Source organism: Mycobacterium sp. IDUB_37, from assembly GCF_055419245.1.
This window is the reverse complement of sequence record NZ_JBVAXG010000013.1, coordinates 102542-125894: the sequence shown is the minus strand read 5'-3', so window position 1 is coordinate 125894 and position 23353 is coordinate 102542. Positions and strand designations below refer to the sequence as shown.

General features: G+C 65.6%; 25 protein-coding genes and 1 pseudogene. 9 read left to right on the top strand and 17 right to left on the bottom strand.

Features of this window, described 5'->3' with window-relative positions:
- Window positions 1–2 precede the first annotated feature (2 nt).
- From ACZY1I_RS29580 to ACZY1I_RS29570, 3 genes are read left to right on the top strand one after another with little or no spacing between them, the layout of a single operon-like run.
- Window positions 3–176, top strand: a complete 174-nt coding sequence (locus ACZY1I_RS29580) for a hypothetical protein (protein ID WP_463760971.1) — start codon at window positions 3–5, stop codon at window positions 174–176.
- 41 nt (window positions 177–217) lie between these two features.
- On the top strand, window positions 218–598 hold the full coding sequence (locus ACZY1I_RS29575; protein ID WP_463761013.1) for a hypothetical protein: 381 nt from the start codon (window positions 218–220) through the stop codon (window positions 596–598).
- The gene (locus ACZY1I_RS29570; RefSeq protein ID WP_463760970.1) at window positions 595–951 is read left to right on the top strand and encodes a DUF3817 domain-containing protein; all 357 of its coding nucleotides are present in this window, start codon (window positions 595–597) and stop codon (window positions 949–951) included. Before ACZY1I_RS29575 ends, ACZY1I_RS29570 begins: the two co-directional genes overlap by 4 nt.
- 1 nt (window position 952) lies before the next feature.
- Here the strand turns inward: ACZY1I_RS29570 and rdgB are convergent, their stop codons facing one another.
- Entirely contained in the window at window positions 953–1555 is a 603-nt protein-coding gene (rdgB, locus tag ACZY1I_RS29565) for an RdgB/HAM1 family non-canonical purine NTP pyrophosphatase (RefSeq protein WP_463760969.1), read from the bottom strand.
- A 208-nt stretch (window positions 1556–1763) separates the two neighbouring features.
- Between rdgB and ACZY1I_RS29560 the strand changes: the two genes are divergently transcribed.
- On the top strand, window positions 1764–2114 hold the full coding sequence (locus ACZY1I_RS29560) for an ANTAR domain-containing protein (protein WP_463760968.1): 351 nt from the start codon (window positions 1764–1766) through the stop codon (window positions 2112–2114).
- 25 nt (window positions 2115–2139) lie between these two features.
- Here the strand turns inward: ACZY1I_RS29560 and rph are convergent, their stop codons facing one another.
- The 10 genes and pseudogenes from rph to clpS form a co-directional block, all read right to left on the bottom strand.
- A complete protein-coding gene (gene rph / locus ACZY1I_RS29555) occupies window positions 2140–2919 on the bottom strand; it encodes a ribonuclease PH (protein WP_463760967.1) in 780 nt (259 codons plus the stop codon).
- A 107-nt stretch (window positions 2920–3026) separates the two neighbouring features.
- Entirely contained in the window at window positions 3027–3806 is a 780-nt protein-coding gene (locus tag ACZY1I_RS29550) for a cyclic nucleotide-degrading phosphodiesterase (protein WP_463760966.1), read from the bottom strand.
- A 73-nt stretch (window positions 3807–3879) separates the two neighbouring features.
- Window positions 3880–4704 carry a glutamate racemase gene (gene murI / locus ACZY1I_RS29545; protein ID WP_463760965.1) on the bottom strand — a complete coding sequence of 275 codons (825 nt, stop codon included), beginning with the start codon at window positions 4702–4704 and terminating at the stop codon, window positions 3880–3882.
- The gene (locus tag ACZY1I_RS29540) at window positions 4701–5372 is read right to left on the bottom strand and encodes a rhomboid family intramembrane serine protease (protein ID WP_463760964.1); all 672 of its coding nucleotides are present in this window, start codon (window positions 5370–5372) and stop codon (window positions 4701–4703) included. Before ACZY1I_RS29540 ends, murI begins: the two co-directional genes overlap by 4 nt.
- Window positions 5369–6336 (bottom strand): annotated as a pseudogene (locus ACZY1I_RS29535) (pyridoxal-phosphate dependent enzyme). The gene ACZY1I_RS29540 and the pseudogene ACZY1I_RS29535 overlap by 4 nt, the downstream one beginning before the upstream one ends.
- 10 nt (window positions 6337–6346) lie before the next feature.
- On the bottom strand, window positions 6347–6619 hold the full coding sequence (locus ACZY1I_RS29530; protein ID WP_463760963.1) for a MoaD/ThiS family protein: 273 nt from the start codon (window positions 6617–6619) through the stop codon (window positions 6347–6349).
- A 27-nt stretch (window positions 6620–6646) separates the two neighbouring features.
- A complete protein-coding gene (locus ACZY1I_RS29525) occupies window positions 6647–7078 on the bottom strand; it encodes a M67 family metallopeptidase (protein ID WP_463760962.1) in 432 nt (143 codons plus the stop codon).
- Window positions 7075–8109 (bottom strand): P1 family peptidase, encoded by a 1035-nt coding sequence (locus ACZY1I_RS29520; protein WP_463760961.1) that lies wholly within the window; start codon window positions 8107–8109, stop codon window positions 7075–7077. The genes ACZY1I_RS29525 and ACZY1I_RS29520 overlap by 4 nt, the downstream gene beginning before the upstream one ends.
- The gene (gene aosR / locus ACZY1I_RS29515; RefSeq protein ID WP_463760960.1) at window positions 8106–8696 is read right to left on the bottom strand and encodes an oxidative stress transcriptional regulator AosR; all 591 of its coding nucleotides are present in this window, start codon (window positions 8694–8696) and stop codon (window positions 8106–8108) included. The genes ACZY1I_RS29520 and aosR overlap by 4 nt, the downstream gene beginning before the upstream one ends.
- A 25-nt stretch (window positions 8697–8721) precedes the next feature.
- A complete protein-coding gene (clpS, locus tag ACZY1I_RS29510) occupies window positions 8722–9027 on the bottom strand; it encodes an ATP-dependent Clp protease adapter ClpS (protein ID WP_065144354.1) in 306 nt (101 codons plus the stop codon).
- A 55-nt stretch (window positions 9028–9082) separates the two neighbouring features.
- Here clpS and ACZY1I_RS29505 point away from each other — a divergent pair, with 55 nt between their 5' ends.
- Both ACZY1I_RS29505 and ACZY1I_RS29500 read left to right on the top strand, forming a co-directional pair.
- Entirely contained in the window at window positions 9083–10390 is a 1308-nt protein-coding gene (locus ACZY1I_RS29505; protein WP_463760959.1) for a nicotinate phosphoribosyltransferase, read from the top strand.
- A gap of 3 nt (window positions 10391–10393) precedes the next feature.
- Window positions 10394–12388, top strand: coding sequence for an ATP-dependent DNA helicase (locus ACZY1I_RS29500; protein ID WP_463760958.1), 1995 nt, complete (start codon window positions 10394–10396; stop codon window positions 12386–12388).
- 6 nt (window positions 12389–12394) lie between these two features.
- On the opposite strand, the gene glgP is transcribed toward ACZY1I_RS29500, so the two are convergent.
- Together glgP and ACZY1I_RS29490 are read right to left on the bottom strand one after the other, a co-directional pair.
- Window positions 12395–14986 (bottom strand): alpha-glucan family phosphorylase, encoded by a 2592-nt coding sequence (gene glgP, locus ACZY1I_RS29495; RefSeq protein ID WP_463760957.1) that lies wholly within the window; start codon window positions 14984–14986, stop codon window positions 12395–12397.
- Window positions 14987–15079: 93 nt separating this feature from the next.
- Window positions 15080–15211 carry a hypothetical protein gene (locus ACZY1I_RS29490; protein ID WP_463760956.1) on the bottom strand — a complete coding sequence of 44 codons (132 nt, stop codon included), beginning with the start codon at window positions 15209–15211 and terminating at the stop codon, window positions 15080–15082.
- Between the two features lie 67 nt (window positions 15212–15278).
- Here ACZY1I_RS29490 and ACZY1I_RS29485 point away from each other — a divergent pair, with 67 nt between their 5' ends.
- Together ACZY1I_RS29485 and glgB are read left to right on the top strand one after the other, a co-directional pair.
- Window positions 15279–17345 carry an alpha-1,4-glucan--maltose-1-phosphate maltosyltransferase gene (locus ACZY1I_RS29485; RefSeq protein WP_463760955.1) on the top strand — a complete coding sequence of 689 codons (2067 nt, stop codon included), beginning with the start codon at window positions 15279–15281 and terminating at the stop codon, window positions 17343–17345.
- A 6-nt stretch (window positions 17346–17351) separates the two neighbouring features.
- Complete coding sequence (gene glgB, locus ACZY1I_RS29480) at window positions 17352–19571, top strand: 1,4-alpha-glucan branching protein GlgB (RefSeq protein ID WP_463760954.1); 2220 nt, start codon at window positions 17352–17354, stop codon at window positions 19569–19571.
- Here the strand turns inward: glgB and ACZY1I_RS29475 are convergent.
- Window positions 19555–20484, bottom strand: coding sequence for a co-chaperone YbbN (locus ACZY1I_RS29475; RefSeq protein WP_463760953.1), 930 nt, complete (start codon window positions 20482–20484; stop codon window positions 19555–19557). The two genes, glgB and ACZY1I_RS29475, sit on opposite strands and share 17 nt — an antisense overlap.
- Window positions 20485–20628: 144 nt before the next feature.
- Entirely contained in the window at window positions 20629–21810 is a 1182-nt protein-coding gene (locus ACZY1I_RS29470) for an acetyl-CoA C-acetyltransferase (protein ID WP_463760952.1), read from the bottom strand.
- 82 nt (window positions 21811–21892) lie between these two features.
- On the opposite strand from ACZY1I_RS29470, the gene mce reads away from it, so the two are divergent.
- Entirely contained in the window at window positions 21893–22351 is a 459-nt protein-coding gene (gene mce / locus ACZY1I_RS29465; protein ID WP_463760951.1) for a methylmalonyl-CoA epimerase, read from the top strand.
- On the opposite strand, the gene ACZY1I_RS29460 is transcribed toward mce, so the two are convergent.
- Window positions 22348–22641, bottom strand: a complete 294-nt coding sequence (locus ACZY1I_RS29460; protein ID WP_463760950.1) for a hypothetical protein — start codon at window positions 22639–22641, stop codon at window positions 22348–22350. The two genes, mce and ACZY1I_RS29460, sit on opposite strands and share 4 nt — an antisense overlap.
- A gap of 22 nt (window positions 22642–22663) precedes the next feature.
- Entirely contained in the window at window positions 22664–23326 is a 663-nt protein-coding gene (gene nucS / locus ACZY1I_RS29455) for an endonuclease NucS (RefSeq protein WP_463760949.1), read from the bottom strand.
- Window positions 23327–23353: the final 27 nt, after the last annotated feature.

The window sequence follows — 23353 nt, the reverse complement described above, 5'->3', positions numbered from 1 at the left end:
GAGTGCGATCCGTGCGCTACCACTTCTCCAATAGATCCGAGGACATCCTCGGGCTCTTCAGCGGTGCTCTCGACCGGCTGGGGATTCCATGGACGCGGCCGAGCCAGCACTGCATTGCCGTCTATCGCAAAGCTGCCGTGGCCCGACTCGACGAGTTCGTCGGGCCGAAGTCGTGAACGCCACGCGGTACCGTCATGGGGTGTCCAGCGAGGTCCGGGTGAAGCGCCGGCGGCCCGCCGCGATCGCTCTGGTGATCGTCGCGGCCTGCGGCTGCTTGGCGTTGGCCTGGTGGCAGTGGACCCGTTTCCAGTCGGTGTCGGGCAGCTACCAGAACCTCGGGTACGCCCTGCAGTGGCCGATGTTTGCCGGATTCTGCGTTTACGCGTACCGGAGCTTCGTGCGGTATGAAGAAGCGCCGCCAGAACCGCGGCACAGCCACACCGAGACTGAGATACCTGCCGGACTGCTGCCGGAACGACCGAAACCGGCTACCCAGCAGCGCGACGATCCCGCGTTGGCCGAGTACAACGCTTATCTGGCCGCCCTAGCCGAGGCGGACAAGAACGACGCCGAAAAGCAGAACAGGACCACCGCATGAGCACACCCCAGACTCCCGAGGCAGAGCGCGGCACGTCCGTCTTTCCCGCGGAGAAAATCCGCAAAGCGCTGATTGCCTACCGAGTCATGGCGTGGGCCACGGGTATCTGGCTCATCGCGTTGTGCGGCGAACTAGTTTCACACTTTGTCTTCCAGCACGAGATCAAGTGGATCGAAGTCGTGCACGGGTGGGTGTACTTCGTCTATCTGCTGGCCGCGTTCAACCTGGCCATCAAAGTCCGGTGGCCGATCGGCAAAACGATCGGGGTTCTGCTCGCGGGCACGGTCCCGCTGCTGGGGATCCTGGTCGAGCACCGCCAGACCAAGGACGTCAAAGCGCGCTTCGCCGTCTGAGTCAGGCCGACAGCGCCCGCAGCGCCGGCAGCAACAACGCCAACGCTCTCCCGCGGTGCGACACCGCATCCTTCTCGGCTGGACTCAGCTGTGCCGCGGTCCGGTCTTCGCCGTCGGGGATGAAGACCGGGTCGTAGCCGAACCCGCTGTCGCCCCGCGGTTCGCGTGCGATGGCGCCCGGCCACTCGCCGCGCACCACAACCTGGCCGTCCTGAGAGAACAGTGCGCACGCCGACACGAACGCGGCGGCGCGGCGCTCGTCGGGCACATCGCGCAGCTGCGCCAACAACAGGGCTGTGTTGGCAGCGTCCTCGCCGTGATTTCCGGACCATCGCGCGGACAGCACGCCGGGCATTCCGTTGAGCGCGGCAACCTCGAGACCGGAGTCATCGGCCACCGTGGGAAAACCGGTTGCGTCGAAAGCGTCGCGCGCCTTGGCCAGTGCATTGTCCTCGAAGGTCGCTCCGGTCTCGGGCGCTTCATCGAAGGGAGCCACATCGTTCAGCGACACCAGCGTCACTCCGGACAGTCCGGCGCCGTCCAGCACTCGCTGTAGTTCGGCCAGCTTCTTGCCGTTGCGGCTGGCCACCAAAAGCTGAGTCACCGATCACTCCCACCCGCACTCGTCGGCCCCATTGACCGCGTCCATCACAGCACATCACCCGTCAACCGTTCTTGACCTAGGTGCTGGGTCAGGTGGTAGGAAGAACTACTGCTCCGTATCCCCTCAGGCGGGTTGCCGAGCACACATTGCAGAGGTATTCCACACAAGGGGTATGCGATGCCTAAATGTCCGGGAAAGTACGAGAAAAATGTCCGCCGTTGACCAGCCCAGCAACGGTGACGGCGCTGTTCGAGACGAGGTGACCGCGGCGGTCGCCAGATTCACCGAGAACCGGTCATTAATCGAGCAGACCAAGGGCATGTTGATGCTGGTCTACGGGATCGATGAGTCAGCCGCCTTCGCTCTGCTCAAATGGCGATCACAGGCGAACAACGTCAAGCTGCGAAACTTGGCCGAGCAGATTGCCAACGACTTCGTCGGGCTCGGCCTGGCCGATAAGCGGTCCGTTTACGACGACATCGTGCTGACGGCACACCAACGGATCGAGTCAGATTTCCCATCGATCGCTGAGCAACCCCCAGCAGAGAAAGCCGGCTAGGCATGGTGAGGCTACTCGCGCGGATTCAGCTACCAAAAGCCTTCGTCTGCGTCGACCCCTCGGGCAGTACCCCCGGGTACGGGAGCTCAAGCGCTTCCCGCTGGGCGGCAAACAGCTTGTCGCACGCGCCCAGCGCCATGTCGAGCAGCTTGTCCAGCGTCGAACGCGGGAAGGTCGCGCCCTCCCCCGTGCCTTGCACCTCGACCAGTGTCCCGGTGTCGGTGGCGACGACGTTCATGTCGACCTCGGCGCGTGAGTCCTCTTCGTAGGGCAGATCCGCGCGGATCCGCCCGTCGACCACACCAACGCTGATCGCCGCGATCGCGCACGACAGCGGCCTGGGGTCCTTCAATTTGCCGTGAGCCGCGAGGTAGGTCACCGCATCGGCGAGCGCCACGTAGGCACCGGTGATGGCCGCGGTGCGAGTACCACCGTCGGCTTGCAGCACGTCGCAGTCGACGGCGATGGTGTTCTCCCCCAGCGCGGCCAAATCGATGCACGCGCGCAGAGACCGTCCGACCAGTCGGCTGATCTCCTGGGTGCGCCCACTCGGCCGACCCTTCACCGATTCGCGGTCGGAGCGGCTATGCGTAGCCGACGGCAGCATCGCGTACTCCGCGGTGAGCCATCCCAGGCCGGACCCCTTGCGCCAGCGCGGAACTCCTTCGTTGACGCTCGCGGTGCACAGCACCTTGGTACCGCCGAATTCGATCAGTACCGAACCGGCTGGGTTCTGGGTGAAACCGCGGGTGATGACCACTGGGCGAAGCTCGTCGTCGAGGCGACCGTCTTCTCGTTTTGACACGATGCCAACACTAGCGGGGTGGAGTCCGACACTTCAGTTGACTCTGCGCTGAGGGCGACAAAGCTCGAGTGGCCCTCGCCTTCAACGCAGAGTGAACGCCGCGCGGCCTACTTGGCTCGGCGAATCTCGATGGTCTCGTCGGGCACCACAGCGTGGACGGGTCCGTCGAACTCGGCCTTGGCCTCGCTGATCACGTCTTCGCGCGAAGTCCACGGTGGGATGTGCGTCAGCAGCAACTCGCCGACACCTGCCTGCGCGGCGGCTCGGCCGGCTTCCGTGCCGGACAGATGCAGTGCGGGCGGGTGCTTAGGCGAATGCGTCCATGACGCTTCGCAGAGGAACACATCCGCGCCCTGCGCCAGTTCGACGAGCTGATCGCACACGCCGGTGTCGCCGCTGTATACGAACGACGTACCGTCGGGATCGGTGAAGCGCATGCCAAACGATTCCGTCGGGTGAGCAACCAATCGAGGCTGCACGGTGAGCGCCCCGATCGTCACCGCCTCGCGGTCGACCCAGTGGCGCACATCGAAGATGTCCGAGCAATCGTCGATCTCGCCGCCGTACGGTGAAGACGCCGCACCCAGCCGAGACCAGGTGTCGCTCGGGCCGTACAGCAAAGCCTTACCGGTCGGGCGGGCCGTCGGGTGATATCGGCGCCAGACGAACAGTCCCGGCAAATCCAGGCAATGGTCGGCGTGCAAATGCGACAACAGCACCTGCACCGATCCTGGATCAGCATGCTTCTGCAAGGCACCGAGAACGCCCCCGCCGAAGTCGATAACGAGCGGCGGGGTGTCCGGAGCTCGCAGTAGATATCCCGACGCGGGCGAACCCGGACCCACGACGCTGCCGGAGCATCCGAGCACGGTTATTCGCACGGACACCACTGTGCCATGCCCGATACCGCGATGGGGAAAACATCGCCGCATTGCGTAGACAGATTTACCGCCATATCAACTAAACGTGGGTACGACGAACCGGTTCAACGCCCGTCACGGCGGGACCGAGGAATCGGGTGGCCAATTTGGTGAACGAGTCGGGGTCTCCGGTGGCTTCAAAAATGCGCGACGGGCGGGCTGCGCTCGGTTCGTCCGGATGCGGATGCAGCAAGTCCAACTCGGTGAGCACCCGCAGCACTTGTTTCGCGGTCTCCTCGGCGCTGGAGACCAACGTGACGTTGTCGCCCATCACCAGTTGGATCAATCCGGACAACAGCGGATAGTGCGTGCAACCGAGCACCAGGGTGTCGACCTCGGCGTGCTGCAGCGGCTCCAGATATGCCTCGGCCAACCCGAGCACCTGCCGACCGCTGGTGACGCCGCGTTCGACGAAGTCGACGAAGCGCGGGCACGCCACCGCGGTGATCTCGGTGTCCCGGGCGGCGGCGAACGCGTCCTGGTAGGCGTGTGACGTGATGGTCGCTCGGGTGCCGATCACGCCGATACGGCCGTTGCGGGTGGTGGCGACGGCGCGACGCACCGCCGGGAGGATCACCTCGACGACGGGCACGTCGTAACGTTCGCGCGCATCTCGCAGGCAGGCGGCGGACGCCGAGTTGCACGCGATCACCAACACCTTGACGCCCCGGCTGACCAGATCGTCGCCGATCGACAGCGCGTGCGCGCGGATCTCCGATATGGCCAGCGGACCGTATGGGCCGTTGCCGGTGTCGCCGACGTAGATGATGTCCTCGTCGGGCAACTGGTCGATGATGGCCCGCGCGACCGTCAGACCACCGACGCCGGAGTCGAAGATTCCGACGGGCGAAAGTGGCGAACTCATGACTTCAGATGTGGCGCGCGCAAGGCCTTCTTGCGCTCACGGGCTTTGCGCTCCGGGGCCGACAAAAGATACGCGGCCACCACCCCGGCGATCGCGCCACACAAGTGGCCCTGCCAGGACACGCCACCACACAAACCAAGCCGCGGCAGAGCACCGAACAGCACACCGCCGTAGACGAACAGCACCACCAACCCGATGATGATGTCCCACATCCGGCGCACGAAGATGCCGAACACCAGCAGGAAAGCCAACCAGCCGAAGATCAGCCCGGAAGCACCGATGTGGTCCGTCGGGCCGCAGCTACTTCCGACGTTGCCGATCAGCCAGGTCCCGAAGCCACCGAGAATCCACACGATCGCGGTGGCCCAGACGAACCGGGACAGACCGGACAATGTCATCAAAAAGCCCAGCAACAACATCGGAACGGTATTGGCGATCAGGTGCTGCCAATTGGCGTGCAGCAAAGGGGCGAAGACAATTCCCCATAGGCCGTCCGTGGTCAGCGGCCGGATGCCGTTCCGGTCCAGCCGGTCCCCGCTCAATTGGTCGATCAGTTCGATGACATACAGCAGCGCGACGAAGGTGATGACGGTTGTCGCGCCGACCGCCCACCCCGGCTTCTTCTCTTGTGTCGCCGGCAACTGCGACTTTCCACCCGACCTATTCATGCCCACAGCTGCCCTTCTAGACCGTTCTCAGCATCATCCAGGCTACCGGCGTACGCGCCGGTGGACAGATACTTCCAACCCGCGTCGGCAACAACGAAAGCAATATCGGCCCGCTCACCGTGCTTGAGCGCCGCGGCACCGATGCGCAGCGCAGCGTGCAGCACTGCACCGCTCGAGATACCGGCGAAGATGCCCTCGGCATCGATCAACTCACGTGTCCGGCGCACCGCGTCCGTCGCGCCGACCGAATACCGCGTGGTGAGTACTGCGGGGTCATACAGTTCCGGCACGAATCCCTCGTCGATATTGCGCAACGCGTAAACGCCCTCGCCGTAGCGCGGTTCGGCCGCCACGATCTTGACGTCGCGAACATGTTCGCGCAGAAACCGGCCGGTGCCCATCAGGGTGCCGGTGGTGCCCAGACCGGCGACGAAGTGAGTGATCTCAGGCAGGTCGGCGAGCAACTCGGGCCCGGTGCCGCGGTAGTGCGAGTCGGTGTTCGCGGAATTGCCGTACTGGTACAGCATCACCCAGGACGGGTTTGCCGCGGCGAGTTCCTTCGCGGTGGCGACCGCGGTGTTGGAGCCTCCCTCGGCCGGCAAAAAAATGACCTCGGCGCCGTAGAGCGCCAGCAACTGACGGCGCTCCACTGAGGTGTTTTCCGGCATCACGCAGATCAGCCGGTAGCCCTTGAGCCGGGCCGCCATCGCCGGCGAAATGCCCGTGTTGCCCCTGGTGGGTTCCAGGATCGTCGTCCCCGCGGACAGCAACCCGTCCCGCTCAGCTCGATCATCCGCAGCGCAGGTCGGTCCTTGATCGACCCGGTGGGATTGCGATCTTCCAGCTTGGCCCACATCCGCACGTGCGGCCCCTCGGAACCGTCAGCCCAGCGCGGCGACAGCTGTTGCAGACCTATCAGTGGCGTGTTGCCCAGGGACTGCAAGAGCGAGTCGTATCGCGTCATACGCGCCGGCTTACCCGCCCGCGACCGCGGGGAGGATGGTGATGGAGTCGCCGTCGGAGACCGCCGCCTCCAGACCCCCGGAGAACCGCACGTCCTCGTCGTTGACGTAGATGTTCACGAACCGGTGCAGCCTGCCGTTATCGATGAGCCGATCGGAGATCCCCGAGTAGTTGGCTTCCAGGTAGTCGATCACCTCGCCCACCGTGTCACCGTCCGCAGGCACACGCTTCTCGCCGCCAGTATGGGGTCGCAGGATGGTCGGGATGGACACGGTGACGGTCATACAAGCCTCTCTTCGACTTCTGACTGTTCAGTACGTATCGACGATATCGACGCATTCCTCGGTGACAACCCCGTCACGGATGCGGTAGCTGCGCAGCTCGTGTCGATCGGGGTCCCGGGTGGACACCAGCACGTAGTGCGCGTCCGGTTCGCCCGCCAGATTCACGTCCGTGCGACTCGGATACGCCTCGGTTGAGGTGTGCGAGTGGTAGATCACGACGGGCACCTCGTCCGCGTCGTCGAGCGCGCGCCACACCTTGAGTTGCTCGGTCGAATCGAAGCGGTAGAAGGTCGGCGAACGCTCGGCGTTGGCCATCGGGATGTGTCGCTCGGGGCGGTCGGAGCCCGCCGGGCCGGCCAGGACGCCACAGGCTTCATCAGGGTGGTCGCGGCGGGCATGCGCGACCATCGCGTCGACGAGGTCGGCCCGAATGACCAACACGTCCGCGCTACCGGTCACGACGCGAATGCCCCGGGCACGATGTCGCGGTATGCCGATATGCCGGCCACGGATTCGGCGGCGATCACCCCACCGAGAACTGCACGCGCGAGGCAGTCGGCAGCAGCCGCGCCCACCGCGGTCAACAGCCCGGTCTCCGGCGACAGCGCGGCAGGCGTTCCCGTCGCCGGCGGCACCTCGACCGCACCGGTCGCAAGGGCGAACACGGTGTCGCCGTCCAGCGGAGTGTGCGAAGGCCGAAGAGTTCTGGCCAGACCGTCCTGCGCGGCGATCGCGAGGCGCCGGCAGCCCGCCGGGCTCAGCACGGCGTCCGTCGCCACCACGGCGATCGTCGTATTCAGTGAACTCAGCGGCGACGGCAGTTGCGCCAGCGCCTCGATCTGTTCGGACGGCGGTGCCCTCAACGCGAACTCCCCGATCAGGTCCGCCATCCAGGGCAGACCCGTGGCCGGGTCGACAGCCTCACCGGCGGCGTTAACCACGACGAGCGCCCCGACGGTCACGCCGGACGGGAGTGTGACCGAAGACGTGCCCACTCCCCCTTTCAACACACCGGCGCGCGCTCCCACACCGGCGCCCACCGTCCCAACGGCCACCTTGTCGCTGGCCGCTTCGCACGCCGCATAGCCGAACTCGGCGGTGGGCCGACAGCCCCAGGCGCCCACCGGCAAGTCGAAGATCACCGCGCCCGGCACGATCGGAACCACTCCGGATTCCGCGCTGGTACCCATCCGGACACCCCGTTGCCGTTCTTCAAGCCAGCGCATGATGCCGTCGGCGGCGGCCAAGCCAAAGGCACTGCCGCCGGCCAGCAGCACGGCGTCCACGAAGCGCACGCTGTTGACCGGGTCCAGTAGGTCGGTCTCCCGGGTTCCCGGGGCGCCACCCCGGCAGTCGACCGCACCCACTGTGCCCGGCGGCGGCAGCACCACCGTGACGCCGCTGGCCCACCCACCGCCGAGCGACACATCCGGGTCGAGGCGGTGATAGTGGCCGACGCGGATTCCGCCGACGTCGGTGATCGCGTTCATTTCTGAGCCATCAACACCAGAACGAGATACTCCTGCAGCACCGTCAGCCATTGGTACACGTCGAAATGTGCGGCCAGCGGATGGTCAGCCGGCAACCGTTCCGGCCCCTGCGGGCCGATCTCGAGCATCACGCCCAGCGTCAGCCGCAGGTCGTTGACGGCCGAGATCCACGCGTTGGCGCTGTCCTCCGTCAGCTCGAACCTGCCGCCGTTGTCCGGCACGGTGTCCAATAAGTGCTGCGCGGCAACACGTTTGGCGTTGATGATCTCCGGTTCGTGCAGGCTGCGCAGCGCCGAGTTGAGCGCCTCGGAGGCATCGAGCGTCAAAGCGTCCGCGGCATCCTTGCCATCGCTGCGATAGAAGTCCGGCAGTAGCCGCCCGAGCGTCGGGTCCGCCGGGCGCTGCGAGTGCCCGGTCTTGATTCCGGTGATTTCCTCGAGCTCGTCGGACGGCGAGGAGGATTGCCGCTCGTCGAGCAGGCCGATCATTGCGCCGACCAGATTTTTGAGTAGAGCGGACTCATGCGGGGCCAGTGAGGACCGAAAGCGGGGGCCGCTACGGGTCTCGACGCGCTTCCATTTGCGCACTATGAATCTTCGATACCCTCGAATCTCACCGGTCCTGCTGCATGGTCGCCCATAACCCGGCGGCATGCAGTTTGGACACGTCGACTTCCATGGACTCTCTGCTACCCGCTGACACTACTGCCTTGCCTTCGTTGTGCACCTGCAGCATCAGCTTCGTGGCGTGCGGTTCGCTGTAACCGAACAGCTTCTGGAACACATAGGTCACATACGTCATCAGATTGACGGGGTCGTCCCAGACGATGGTGACCCACGGACTCGTCGTGGCTTCGACCGGAGCAGATTCACGCTGCCCGGTGGAGCCCGGCTTGGCCGGGGCTATGGCGACAACCATGGCGCTAACGATACCGAGCCAGTAAGCCATTGCCGCGAGCCGATACCGTTGCGACGTGAACGAATCGGTCTGGGCGGGACTGCTGACCGACAAGTATGAGCTGACCATGTTGGCCGCAGCGTTGCGCGACGGTACCGCCCATCGGCGGACCACCTGGGAAGTGTTTGCCCGACGACTCCCGCCCGGCCGCCGGTACGGAGTGGTCGCCGGCACCGGACGGCTGCTGGAACTGCTGCCGCAGTTCCGGTTTGACGAGGCCGGCTGCGAATTGCTGGGACAGTTTCTGGATGTGGACACAGTCGACTATCTGCGGGATTTCCGGTTTGCCGGCGACATCGACGGTTACGCCGAAGGCGAGCTGTACTTCCCCAACTCACCCGTGTTGTCGTTGCACGGCACCTTCGCCGAATGCGTGCTTCTAGAAACCCTGGTGCTGTCGATCTTCAACCACGACGCGGCAATCGCATCGGCGGCGGCGCGCATGGTCAGCGCGGCCGCCGGTCGCCCCCTGATTGAGATGGGCTCGCGGCGCACCCACGAGCGCGCCGCCGTCGCGGCGGCCCGCGCTGCCTACATCGCCGGCTTCAACGGTTCCTCGAATCTGGAAGCCCAACGGCTGTATGGAGTGCCGACCGAAGGCACTGCCGCGCACGCATTCACCATGGTGCACACGACGAAGGACAGCACGCCGCGGTCGGCCGAGCTCGCCGCATTCCGCGCGCAAGTAGCTGCACTCGGCCCCGGCACCACGTTGCTGGTAGACACCTACGACGTGACGATGGGAGTGGCCAACGCCGTGGCCGCCGCGGGTCCGCAACTCGGCGCGGTCCGCATCGACTCCGGCGATCTCGCGGTGCTGGCCCATCAGGTACGCAGACAGCTCGACGACCTCGGCGCGCCTCAAGCGCGCATCGTGCTTTCCGGCGACCTCGACGAATTCTCCATCGCGGGCCTGTTGGCGGCACCGGTGGACAGCTACGGCGTGGGTACTTCACTGGTCACCGGTTCCGGCGCGCCAACCGCGAGCATGGTCTACAAGCTCGTCGAGGTGGACGGAATCCCGGTCCAAAAGCGCAGCAGCAACAAGCAATCTCATGGCGGCCGCAAGGCGGCACTGCGACTGTCACGGCCGAGCGGCACCATCATCGAGGAGATCGTGCACCCGGTGGGCCGCCCACCTGCGGTCACCGAGTCACACCGGGTGTTGACGACGCCGCTGATGCGCGCGGGTGAGGTCATCTCCGCCGGCGACCTGGCGGCAGCGCGGGAGCTGGTGTCGTCCGGGCTGCATAGCCTCCCGTGGGAAGGCCTGAAACTGTCACCCGGCGACCCCGCGATCCCGACGCAGATCATTTCGGCCTGACCCATGTCCGACTCTGTCCCCGCACTGCTGGCCATCGCCGTCGCCGCGCTCGGTGGCAGCGAACGCAGCGGGCAACTGGAGATGGCCATCGCGGTCACCCAGGCCTTCGAGACCGGCGAGCACCTGGTGGTGCAGGCCGGCACCGGAACCGGAAAGTCGTTGGCCTACCTGGTTCCTTCGCTGGTTCGCGCGCTCAACGATGAGACACCGGTCGTGGTGTCGACGGCGACCATCGCCCTGCAACGCCAGCTCGTCGACCGGGACCTGCCGCGGCTGGCCGATTCGCTTGCCGACGCCTTGCCTCGCGAGCCGAAGTTCGCGCTTCTCAAAGGACGCCGAAACTATCTGTGCCTGAACAAGATTCACAATGGTTCCGGCGCGGACGACGCCGACGACCGGCCACAGGAAGAACTGTTCAACCCGATGGCGGTCAGCGCGCTCGGCCGCGATGTCCAGCGTCTCACCGAATGGGCATCGACCACCGATTCCGGTGATCGCGACGACCTCAAACCCGGCGTGCCAGATCGATCCTGGTCGCAGGTCAGCGTTTCGGCGCGGGAATGCATCGGCGTAGCCCGCTGCTCATTTGGATCCGAGTGTTTCTCGGAACGGGCCCGAGGACGTGCCGGCGGCGCAGATGTCGTCGTCACCAACCACGCCCTGCTGGCGATCGACGCCGTTTCCGACTCCGCCGTGCTGCCCGAACACAACTTGCTGATCGTCGACGAGGCCCACGAACTCGCGGACCGGGTGACCTCGGTGGCCACCGCGGAGTTGACGTCGGCGGCCCTGGGCGTCGCCGCACGACGGATAGCCCGATTGGTGAGCCAAGAATTGGTCGATCGCCTGGAAGCGGCCGCGGCCACGTTCTCCTCGGCGATCCATGACGCCCAACCCGGCCGTATCGACTACCTCGACGACGAGTTGGCGACGTACCTGACCGCCCTACGCGACGCGGCCGGTGCCGCGCGTTCGGCAATCGAAGGCACGAACGACACGCGGGCGGCGGCGGCTCGCGCCGAGGCGGCATCGGCATTGATCGAGATCTCCGATACGGCTGCGCGAGTGCTTGATTCGTTCGGGCCGGCGATCCCCGATCGCACCGATATCGTCTGGCTGGATCACGAGGAGAACCGCGGCTCACCGCGCGCGGTGCTGCGGGTCGCGCCGCTGTCGGTGGCCGGACTGCTGGCCACCCACGTCTTCACCCGTTCGACGACGGTGCTGACGTCGGCGACGCTGACGGTCGGCGGCGGTTTCGACGCGATGGCGACGACCTGGGGACTGCAGCTGAACGACCCCGAAAAGCAGTATGACGCCGACAAGCAGGGCTGGCGCGGGCTTGATGTCGGATCGCCGTTCCAGCACGCCAAGTCCGGAATCCTCTATGTGGCTAAGCATTTGCCGCCACCCGGCCGGGACGGGGCCGGCTCCGCCGAGCAGTTGACCGAGATCGCCGAACTTGTCACCGCGGCCGGCGGACGCACGCTGGGATTGTTCTCGTCGATGCGCGCCGCCCGGGCCGCCGCCGAGGCCATGCGCGAGCGACTGTCCACCCCGGTGTTATGCCAGGGCGACGACAGCACTTCGGCCCTGGTCGAGCAGTTCAGCGATGATCCCGCCACTTCGCTGTTCGGCACTCTCTCGTTGTGGCAGGGGGTCGACGTCCCGGGACCGTCGCTGTCGCTGGTACTGATCGACCGCATCCCGTTCCCGCGTCCGGATGACCCGCTGCTGAGCGCACGTCAGCGTGCGGTGGCGGCCCGCGGCGGCAACGGTTTCATGGCTGTCGCGGCCAGCCACGCTGCCCTGCTGCTGGCGCAGGGATCGGGCCGGCTACTGCGCCGCGTCACCGACCGCGGCGTGGTTGCGGTGCTGGACTCGCGGATGGTCACCGCCCGCTACGGCGACTACCTGCGCGCGTCGCTGCCGCCGTTCTGGCAGACCACCAATGCCGAGCAGGTTCGGGCTGCGCTGCGGCGGTTGGCGGAGGCCTGACCGCATTCAGGCGAGGGTGACCAGCCCGAGTTCGTTGCTGTCGGCGAGCATCGGATGCCGCGGCAGCACCCGGACCGTGTATCCCAGCGCCCCGGCCATCGGTAACGGCGTCGTCGCGGAAAAGACCTGATTGCCGGCTTCCGCGCTGCCGGCGTAGGCCATCTCCACGGTGATCGGATCGATCAGGTCGTCGCCGATATCGACGCGACCCAATACCGCCTGCACGGTGACTTCGTCGGGCTCCAGCCCGGCCAACTGAACGGTCGCGGTCAGCGTCAGCTTCGACCCCAGCAACGGGGTGTCGGGCAGACCGGTGCTGTCGACATCGGTGATGTCGATCTTGGGCCACGCCTGCTGCACGCGACGGCGGTACGAAGCCAGCTCACGCGCCGCATCGAACTCTGCCCCGCCCGCGGGCGCGGCGACCGTGTTCCGAAGGGACTGCGCCGCCGGCAGATAGTACTGCTCGACGTAGTCGGTGACCATCCGCGAGGCCAGCACTTTCGGGCCCAACGTCTGCAGGGTGTGTCTGACCATCTCGATCCACCGCGGCGGCAGCCCATGTTCGTCGCGCTCGTAGAACTTCGGTGCGACCGCCTGTTCCAGCAAGTTGTACAACGCGGTGGCCTCCAGGTCGTCGCGCCGGTCCTCGTCGGCCACACCGGTGGCAGACGGTATCTCCCAACCGTTTTCGCCGTCGTACCACTCATCCCACCAGCCGTCGCGGATCGACAGGTTCAAGCCGCCGTTGAGCGCGCTCTTCATGCCGGAGGTGCCGCAGGCCTCGAGCGGTCGCAGCGGGTTGTTCAGCCAGACATCGCAGCCCCAGTACAGCAACCGGGCCATCGACATGTCGTAGTTGGGCAGGAAGGCGATGCGGTGTCGCACCAATGGCCGGTCGGCGAACCGGACAACTTGCTGGATCAACGCCTTACCGCCGTCGTCGGCCGGGTGTGATTTACCGGCGACGATCAGCTGGATGGGCCGTTCCTGATCGAGCAGCAGTCGTTCCAGCCGCTCCGGGTCGCGCAGCATCAGGGTCAGCCGCTTGTACGTCGGAACTCGGCGGGCGAAGCCAACCGTCAGCACATTGGGGTCGAATGCCGTTGATATCCAACCTAACTCAGCATCGGAGGCGCCACGTTCCAGCCACGACTGGCGCAACCGCCGCCGGACGTCCTCGACCAGCAGGGCGCGCAGCTGCGACCGGATCCACCACAGATGCCCCGGGTCGACCTCCTGTAGGCGCAGCCATACCGCCGGTTCGCTGAACGAATCGGATCCGGCCAGCTCTCGCCCGAGCTGCAGCCACTGCGGCGCGGCCCAGGTGCGCGCGTGCACCCCATTGGTGATCGAGCCGATCGGCACTTCCCCGGGGTCGAATCCCGGCCACAGCTCGTTGAACATGGTCCTGCTCACCCGGCCGTGCAGCAATGACACCCCGTTGGCCCGTTGCGCCAACCGCAGACCCATGTGCGCCATGTTGAACTTGGCCGGATCGTCCTCGGCTCCCAGCTCCAAGACCTGATCGGTCCGCACACCCGGCAGCAGCGTCGACACGCCGTCCCCGGCGTCCTCGAAGTAACGCTGCACCATCTCCACCGGGAAGCGATCGATGCCCGCGGGCACCGGGGTGTGAGTGGTGAACACAGTGCTCGCCCGCACCACCGTCAACGAGGTGTCGAAATCCAGCCCTGCACTGACCAATTCACGAATGCGCTCCACGCCGAGGAATCCCGCGTGGCCCTCGTTCATATGGAACACCTCGGGCGCGGGCCTGCCCTCGACTGCGGTGAACGCACGGATCGCCCGCACCCCTCCGACGCCGGCCAGGATCTCCTGCATGATGCGATGCTCCTGGTCACCGCCGTACAGCCGATCGGTGACGCTGCGCAGATCGTGCTCGTTTTCCGGGACATCGGAATCGAGCAGCAGCAGTGGGACACGACCGACCTGGGCGACCCAGACCCGCGCCCGCAGTCGCGCGGAATCCGGCAGAGCAAGCTCAACCAAAACAGGATCACCGGCAGCATCGGTGAGCAGCCGCAACGGCAGCCCCTGTGGGTCCAGCGACGGGTAGGTCTCCTGCTGCCAACCGTCGGCGGTCAAGGACTGCCGGAAGTACCCGGACCGGTAATACAAGCCCACGGCGATCAACGGCAGCCCCAGGTCGGATGCCGCCTTCAAATGATCCCCGGCAAGAATTCCGAGTCCGCCGGAGTAGTTGGGCAACACCTCGGCGACGCCGAACTCCATCGAGAAATATGCGATGCCGGTGGGCATCGCGACACCGGCGGCCTGCTGCTGCTGATACCAGAGCGGACGGCTCAGGTAGTCGTTCAAGTCGGCCGCGAGTTCATCGAGCCGACGCAGGAATTCCTCGTCGAGCGCCAACTCGTCGAGCCGCGCGGGCTTCACCGCGCCCAGCACCGCCACCGGGTCGTTGCCGCAGGTGGACCACAGTTCGGGGTTGATGTACGCGAAGAGTTCCTGGGTCGGTTTCTCCCACGACCAACGCAGATTCGTCGCCAACTGCTCCAGCGCAGCGAGGCGGTCGGGAAGGTGAGCGCGGACGTTAAAGCGGCGGAGGGCCTTCACGTATTTCTACGTTACTGCGGTTTGGGCCGTGTGCCGGGTGTAGCCGGACACTAGGGTGGGTATGGGGCGCAAAGAGGCGAGCAGACGGATCTATCAGAGCAGACCTACGAACAACACCCCTAGCCGCACTCGGACGATGACCGGTACGGCCGCCAGGGGTGACGAAGTCAGGAACGCCCCGGCGACGATGCGGCCCAACGTTCGTGCCGAGCAGAAGCCGGGCATGTCGAAACGTCCCCGGCGGCGCCGCGACAGCGGTGCAAAGCGCCGGAGCAATCGAATGGAGTGATTGGTGCCCGGTCGTATCGAGATCGATGACGTTCAGCCGGTCGTCTCGTGCGGTACCTACCCCGCAAAAGCGGTGGTCGGCGAAGTGATTCCGGTCAGTGCCGCGGTGTGGCGCGAAGGCCACGAGGCGGTCGCCGCCACGCTCGTGGTGCGCTACCTCGGGACGGACTACCCACAGGTATCCGAAGTCCGCCGCATTCAGGTTGTCCCGGCGGCCGAATCGGAGTCGGCCGACACGACGGCGCTGCACCTTCCGATGGCGCTGGGCCTGGAACCGTATGTCTTCCACGGTCAGTTCGTGCCGGACCAGGTCGGCTTGTGGAGTTTCCGCGTGGACGGCTGGGGTGACCCTATTAACAGCTGGCGACATGGCGTGATCGCCAAACTCGATGCGGGCCAGGGCGAAAAGGAGCTCTCCAACGATCTCCTGGTCGGCGCGTCGCTGTTCGAGCGCGCCGTCGCCGGTGTACCCCGACAGCAGCGCCACCCGCTGCTGGAGGCCGCGGCGGCGTTGCGCACTCCGGGCGATCCGGTGACCCGCACCGCCCTGGCTCTGACGCCCGAAGTCGACGAGTTACTGGATCAATTTCCGCTGCGTGAGTTGGTCACCCACGGCGGTGAGCACAGCGTCTGGGTGGATCGGACGCAGGCTCGCTTCAGCTCGTGGTACGAGTTCTTTCCGCGTTCCACCGGCGGCTGGGATGCCGACGGCAACCCCGTGCACGGAACGTTCGCCACCGCCACCGCCGCGTTGCCGCGGGTCGCCGAGATGGGCTTCGACGTCGTGTACCTGCCGCCGATCCATCCGATCGGTGAGGTGCATCGCAAGGGCCCCAACAACAATCCCACCGCCGCTCCCGGGGACGTCGGCTCGCCGTGGGCAATCGGCAGCGCCGCCGGTGGCCACGACGCGGTTCATCCCAGCCTGGGCACCATCGACGACTTTGACGACTTCGTTTCTGCCGCAAGCGATCTGGGCCTTGAGGTGGCTCTCGACCTGGCACTGCAGTGCGCGCCGGACCATCCCTGGGCGCGCGATCACCGCAACTGGTTCACCGAATTGCCCGACGGCACCATCGCCTACGCGGAGAACCCGCCGAAGAAGTACCAGGACATCTATCCGATCAACTTCGACAACGATCCGGCCGGCCTGTACGACGAAGTGCTACGGGTGGTCCGGTATTGGATCGACCACGGCGTCAAGGTGTTTCGCGTCGACAACCCGCACACCAAGCCGCCGAACTTCTGGGCCTGGCTGATTGGTCAGATCAAGGCCGTCGACCCGGACGTGCTGTTCCTGTCCGAGGCGTTCACTCCGCCGGCCCGGCAGTACGGGCTTGCCAAGCTGGGCTTCACCCAGTCCTACAGCTACTTCACCTGGCGCACCGCCAAGTGGGAGCTCACCGAGTTCGGCAACGACATCGCCAGATTTGCCGACTTCCGCACCCCCAACCTCTTCGTCAACACCCCGGACATCCTGCATGAGGTCTTGCAGCACAACGGCCCCGGCATGTTCGCGATCCGCGCGGTGCTGGCGGCCACGATGAGTCCGGCCTGGGGGGTGTATTCGGGTTACGAGCTGTTTGAGCACCGGGCGGTGCGGGAAGGCAGCGAGGAGTACCTGGATTCGGAGAAGTACGAGCTGCGTCCTCGCGACTACGCGCTCGCGCTGACCGAGGGCAGATCACTGGAGCCATTCATCACCCAGCTGAACGAAATTCGCCGGCTGCATCCCGCTCTGCAGCAGTTGCGCACGATCCACTTCCACCACCTGGACAGCGACGCGCTGATGGCCTTCAGCAAATTCGACCCGGCCACCGGCGACTGTGTCCTGGTGGTGGTGACGCTCAACGCCTACGGACCCGAGGAGTCGACGCTGTGGTTGGACATGGCGGCGTTGGGTATGGAGGACTACGAGCGGTTCTGGGTGCGCGACGAGGTCACCGGCGAGGAATACCAATGGGGGCAATCCAATTACATCCGTATCGACCCGGGCCGCGCAGTCGCGCACATCATCAACATGCCCAATATCTCCGACGAATCCCGACGCACGCTGGTGCGCAGGAGGTGAGGGAAAGTGAATCCAACCAATCAAGTCGCCGAGACTCATCTGGCGCCTGACCCCGCCGACGTGGCCAAACTGCTGGCCGGCGCGCAGCACAACCCGCACGGTTTCCTTGGAGCGCACGAATACGGCGACCAAACCGTCATCCGCGCGTTCCGACCCGGCGCATCGAGTGTCGTCGCCTTAGTGGGTGACGACCGATTCCCGCTGCAGCACGTCGACTCCGGGGTATTCGCGGTCGCGTTGCCCTTCATCGACCTCGTCGACTACCGACTCGAGGTGGCCTATGAAGGCTCTGCCGGAAGCCACACTGCCGCCGATGCCTACCGCTTCCTGCCCACGCTGGGCGATGTGGATCTGCACCTTTTCGCCGAAGGCCGCCACGAGCGTCTGTGGGAGGTGCTAGGCGCCCATCCCCGCTCTTTCACCACGCCGGACGGCGTCGTGACCGGGGTGTCGTTCGCCGTATGGGCCCCTAACGCCAAGGGCGTCAGCCTGATTGGTGAGTTCAACGGGTGGACCGGTTACGACGCCCCGATGCGCGCGCTGGGATCCTCCGGTGTCTGGGAGCTGTTCTGGCCCGATTTCCCCGTCGACGGCCTGTATAAGTTCCGGGTGCACGGCGCCGACGGCGTCGTCTCCGAACGGGCGGACCCCTTCGCGTTCGGCACCGAGGTGCCGCCACAGACGGCCTCGCGAGTGACGGTGAGCGACTACACCTGGGCTGATGCCGACTGGATGGCACAGCGGGCGGGGAGCAATCCCGTGTTCGAGCCGATGAGCACCTATGAGGTTCATCTCGGCTCCTGGCGGCCCGGCCTGAGTTATCTCGATCTCGCCACGCAGTTGACGGAATATGTTGTGGAGCAAGGGTTTACCCACGTCGAACTGCTACCGGTCGCCGAGCATCCGTTCGGCGGATCGTGGGGGTATCAGGTCACGTCGTACTATGCACCCTCGTCCCGGTTCGGCACTCCCGATGAGTTTCGGACACTGGTCGACTCGCTGCACCACGCCGGCATCGGCGTGATCGTCGACTGGGTACCGGCGCACTTCCCCAAAGACGCCTGGGCGCTGGGGCGCTTCGACGGCACGCCACTCTACGAGCACTCCGACCCCAAGCGCGGCGAGCAACTCGACTGGGGCACTTATGTTTTCGACTTCGGCCGGCCAGAGGTACGCAACTTTCTGGTAGCCAATGCCCTGTACTGGCTGGAAGAGTTCCACATCGACGGCCTCCGCGTCGATGCCGTCGCGTCGATGCTCTACCTGGACTACTCGCGCCCCGAGGGGGGCTGGACGCCCAATATTCATGGCGGTCGCGAGAATCTGGAAGCGGTGCAGTTCCTGCAGGAGATGAATGCCACCGCGCACAAAGCCGCGCCCGGCATCGTCACCATTGCCGAGGAGTCCACCTCATGGCCGGGCGTGACTCGGCCGACAAGCCTTGGCGGTCTTGGCTTTTCGATGAAGTGGAACATGGGCTGGATGCATGACACGCTGGACTACTTCAGCCGCGACCCGATCTATCGCAGCTTCCACCATCACGAGATGACCTTCTCGCTGTTGTACGCATTCAGCGAGAACTACGTGCTGCCGATCAGCCATGACGAGGTGGTGCACGGCAAGGGCACACTGTGGAGCCGGATGCCGGGCGACAACCACGTCAAAGCGGCCGGCCTGCGCAGCCTGCTCGCCTACCAGTGGGCCCATCCCGGCAAGCAACTGCTGTTCATGGGCCAGGAATTCGGCCAACGTGCCGAATGGTCGGAGGAGCGCGGGCTGGACTGGTGGCAGCTCGACGAGCAGGGATTCTCCAACGGTGTCCAGCGGTTGGTCCGCGACATCAACAGCATCTACGCAGGTCGCCCGGCTCTGTGGAGCAAGGACACCGTTCCCGAGGGCTACTCGTGGATCGACGCCAACGACTCGGGCAACAACGTGCTGAGCTTCCTGCGCTTCGGCACCGGCCGGTCCGTTATGGCCTGCGTCTTCAACTTCTCCGGCACCGAGCACAGCAATTACCGTCTCGGTCTGCCGCAGGCCGGGCGCTGGCGGGAGGTGCTCAACACCGATGCCGCCGACTACCACGGTTCTGGCATCGGGAACCTCGGCGGTGTCGACGCCACCGACGATGCGTGGCACGGCCGGTCCGCTTCCGCGGTGCTGGTGTTGCCGCCGATGTCGGCGATCTGGCTGGAACCCGAGCAGGGCGTCAGTACAAAGCGTTAGCCAGGCCCCGACGGCCGGCGATCACCTCTGGGTCGGCGGGGTCGAACAGTTCGAACAACTCGATCAGGCGGGTGCGCACCGTGGTGCGCTCGTCGCCAGATGTGCGACGCACCAACGCAATCAGGCGCTCGAACGCCGGGCCGACATCCTGGTTGAGAATCTGCAGATCGGCGGCGGCGAACGCAGCCTCGATATCTGCGGGGGCGGCATCGGCGATTTGCACCGCGTCCGGACTCCGGGTCGTCGCACGCGTGAGGAAATCGATCTGCCGGATGGCCGCCTTGGCTTCGACGCTGCCCGGATCGCCCTCCAAGACCGCCTGATAGGAAGCCTTCGCCGCCTCAAAGTCCCCGACCTCGAGTTCCTGGCGCGCTTGGGCCAGCACCGGGTCGACTTGTGGAGTCTCGCCCGAACCCGTTGGGCCGGTGAGCTTTCCTGCTGTCGCATCGAGCAGCGAGTCCACCCAGCGCCGCAACTGCTCAGGCGGTTGGGGACCCTGGAAGCTCGTGACCGGCTGCGCCGCTGCCAGAGCCACCACCGTCGGCACCGCCTGAACGCCGAAAATCCGGGCCATCGCCGGCGAGGCATCGACATTGGCCGTCGCCAACGCCCAGGTTCCGTTGTCCTCGGCGACCAGATCGGACAACGACTCGAGGAGCTCGACACAGACTTCGCTGCGTGGCGACCACAGCAGGACCACTACCGGCACCTCGTCGGAACGGTTGATCACCGCATCTTCGAAGTTGGTTTCGCTGACTTCGATGACTTCGGCGCCGCCTGGCTCGCCCGGTTCTGCCGAGGGAGCCCGGCCCGACGGAGGAGGTGCGGCTTTTTGCTGAGCGCGTTGTTTGAGACCGGACAGGTCGACCGCACCGGCCAACGCTGGCCCGATCGAGGGCCGAGGACGTGTCACGTGATCAAGTCTGTCACGCGACCGCAGCGGCGACCCGACCGCCCTCAGAGGCTGCCAAACAGCTCATATGACCAAAATCACAATGCTGGGCAGTCGCACAAATTCAACACCGTGTCAGCAAAATCACCGGCGCCCTGCGGGCCGCTAACCGGCCCGCAGAATCAGGGCGTCGCCCTGGCCGCCGGCCCCGCATAAAGCCGCCACGCCATAGCCCGATCCGCGGCGCGCCAACTCCAACGCCACGTGCAGCGTGATACGCGCTCCCGACATCCCGATCGGGTGGCCGACCGCAATCGCACCGCCGTTGACGTTGACTTTCTCCGGGTCCACGCCGAGTTCCTTGGTGGACGCCAGGGAGACCGCCGCGAACGCCTCATTGATCTCGATGACATCGAGCTGGTCCGCCGAGATGCCCTCGCGGGCAAGCGCTTTCTTGATGGCGTTGGCGGGCTGCGACTGCAGCGTCGAATCCGGACCGGCGACCACACCATGCGCGCCGATCTCCACCAGCCAGGTGAGCCCCAGTTCCTCGGCTTTTGCCTTGTTCATCACCACGACCGCGGCCGCGCCATCGGAAATCTGCGACGCCGAGCCGGCGGTGATGGTGCCGTCCTTGCGGAAAGCCGGCCGAAGCCCGGCCAGGGAGTCGGCCGTGGTGTTGGCGCGAATACCCTCGTCCTCGCTGAACTGCAGCGGATCACCCTTGCGCTGGGGAATGTTCACCGGAACGACCTCGTCGGCGAACACGCCGTCTTTCCACGCCGCGGCCGCCTTCTGGTGCGACCCGGCAGCGTATTCGTCCTGCTCAAGGCGGGTGAACTTGTCCACGTCGTTGCGCTGCTCGGTCAGCGCTCCCATCGGCTGATCGGTGAAAACGTCGTGCAGCCCGTCGTAGGCCATGTGGTCGAGGACTGTGACGTCGCCGTACTTGTAGCCGGATCGGCTGTCGATCAGCAGGTGCGGCGCCTTGGTCATGGACTCCTGCCCACCGGCCACCACCACATCGAATTCGCCGGCCCGAATCAGCTGGTCAGCCAGCGCAATGGCGTCGATTCCGGACAGACACATCTTGTTGATGGTCAGCGCAGGCACGTCCCAGCCGATGCCGGCAGCGACCGCCGCCTGGCGCGCGGGCATCTGCCCCGCGCCCGCGGTCAGCACCTGGCCCATGATCACGTACTCGACCAGCGAAGCCGGCACGTTGCCCTTCTCCAGGGCGCCTTTGATCGCGATCGCACCCAGATCGCTGGCGCTGAAATCCTTCAGCGAGCCCATCAGTTTGCCAATGGGTGTCCGTGCTCCAGCAACGATCACCGACGTCGTCATCAATCCTCCTAAGCGCACCCGGAACGGCTGGTCGGGCCAACCCGGAGATGTGGATTCTTTCTCCTGAGGTTACCGTTATGTAATGACGACCGATCAAGTTGACGCCCGTCGCGTCCTCGCTACCTCGATGGTGACCGGGCTCGACCACGTCGGCATCGCGGTCACTGACCTGGACGCCTCCATCGAGTGGTACAACAACCACCTCGGCATGATCCTGGTCCACGAAGAAATCAACGATGACCAGGGCATTCGCGAAGCGATGCTGGCGGTACCGGGCACCAGCGCGCAGATCCAGCTGATGGCGCCGCTCGACGAGACATCGGTGATCGCGAAGTTCATCGACAAGCGCGGACCGGGCATCCAGCAACTGGCCTGCCGGATCAGGGACTTGGACGCGATGTGCGAGCAGCTGCGCGCCCAGGGCGTCCGACTGGTCTACGACTCCCCGCGGCGCGGGACAGCGAACTCACGGATCAACTTCATCCACCCGAAGGACGCCGGCGGCGTGCTGATCGAATTGGTCGAGCCGGCCCACAGCTAGTACCACTTTCGCGTGGGGCCGCGGTTTGCGCGATTGGTCCAACATGGCGTGTGCCAGTGCCGCCGATCCCCTGCCGAATCCGGTAGTTCCGCAGGCAGTACCACGACATGTGCGGTGCCAGAACGGATTTCGTGGTCGCAGCCGGGGCAGCGATAGGTCTTGACGGCACGCGCTGCGGCTACCGGACGCACCTCGTACTCGTAGCCATCCGGCCCGGTTTCCAGCTTGCGCTGCAGAAATGACAATGCTGCCGGCTGTTTCCGGGGTGCCGGTCTGCGGCGCCGAGCCATCCAATCAGTTTAGTCCGGCCCGTCAGAACAGCCGGTACTCGTCGCTGTCCATCCCCCGCATCTTGTCGTAATCCAGTGTCAGACAACGGATACCACGGTCGGTGGCCAAGGTGCGAGCCTGCGGTTTGATCTGCTGTGCGGCAAACACTCCCTTAACAGGCGCGAGAACGGTGTCGCGATTGAGCAATTCGAGATAGCGGGTGAGCTGCTCCACGCCGTCGATTTCGCCGCGCCGCTTGATCTCCACCGCCACCGAACCACCGTGTTCGTCACGGCACATCAGGTCTACCGGCCCGATCGCGGTCATGTATTCGCGGCGGACCAATGTGTATCCCTCACCGAGCAGTTGGACATGCTCGGCGAGTAATGCCTGCAGGTGCGCCTCCACTCCGTCCTTGACCAAGCCCGGGTCGATGCCGAGCTCGTGGCTGGAATCGTGCTCGATCTCCTCGATGGTGATGCGCAGCTGTTCGCCTGTCTTGTTCTCCACGACCCATACCGGGCCCGGCTCTTCGGCCAGCCAGCACGGCGGACTCATCCAATTGAGCGGCTTGTAGGCGCGGTCGTCGGCATGCACGCTGACGGAGCCGTCCGCTTTGAACAGCAACAGCCTGCGTGCGGACGGTAGATGCGCGGTGAGGCGGCCGATGTAGTCGACGGTGCACTGGGCGATGACTAAACGCACCCGGCCCACCTTAGAGCGTGCAATGCG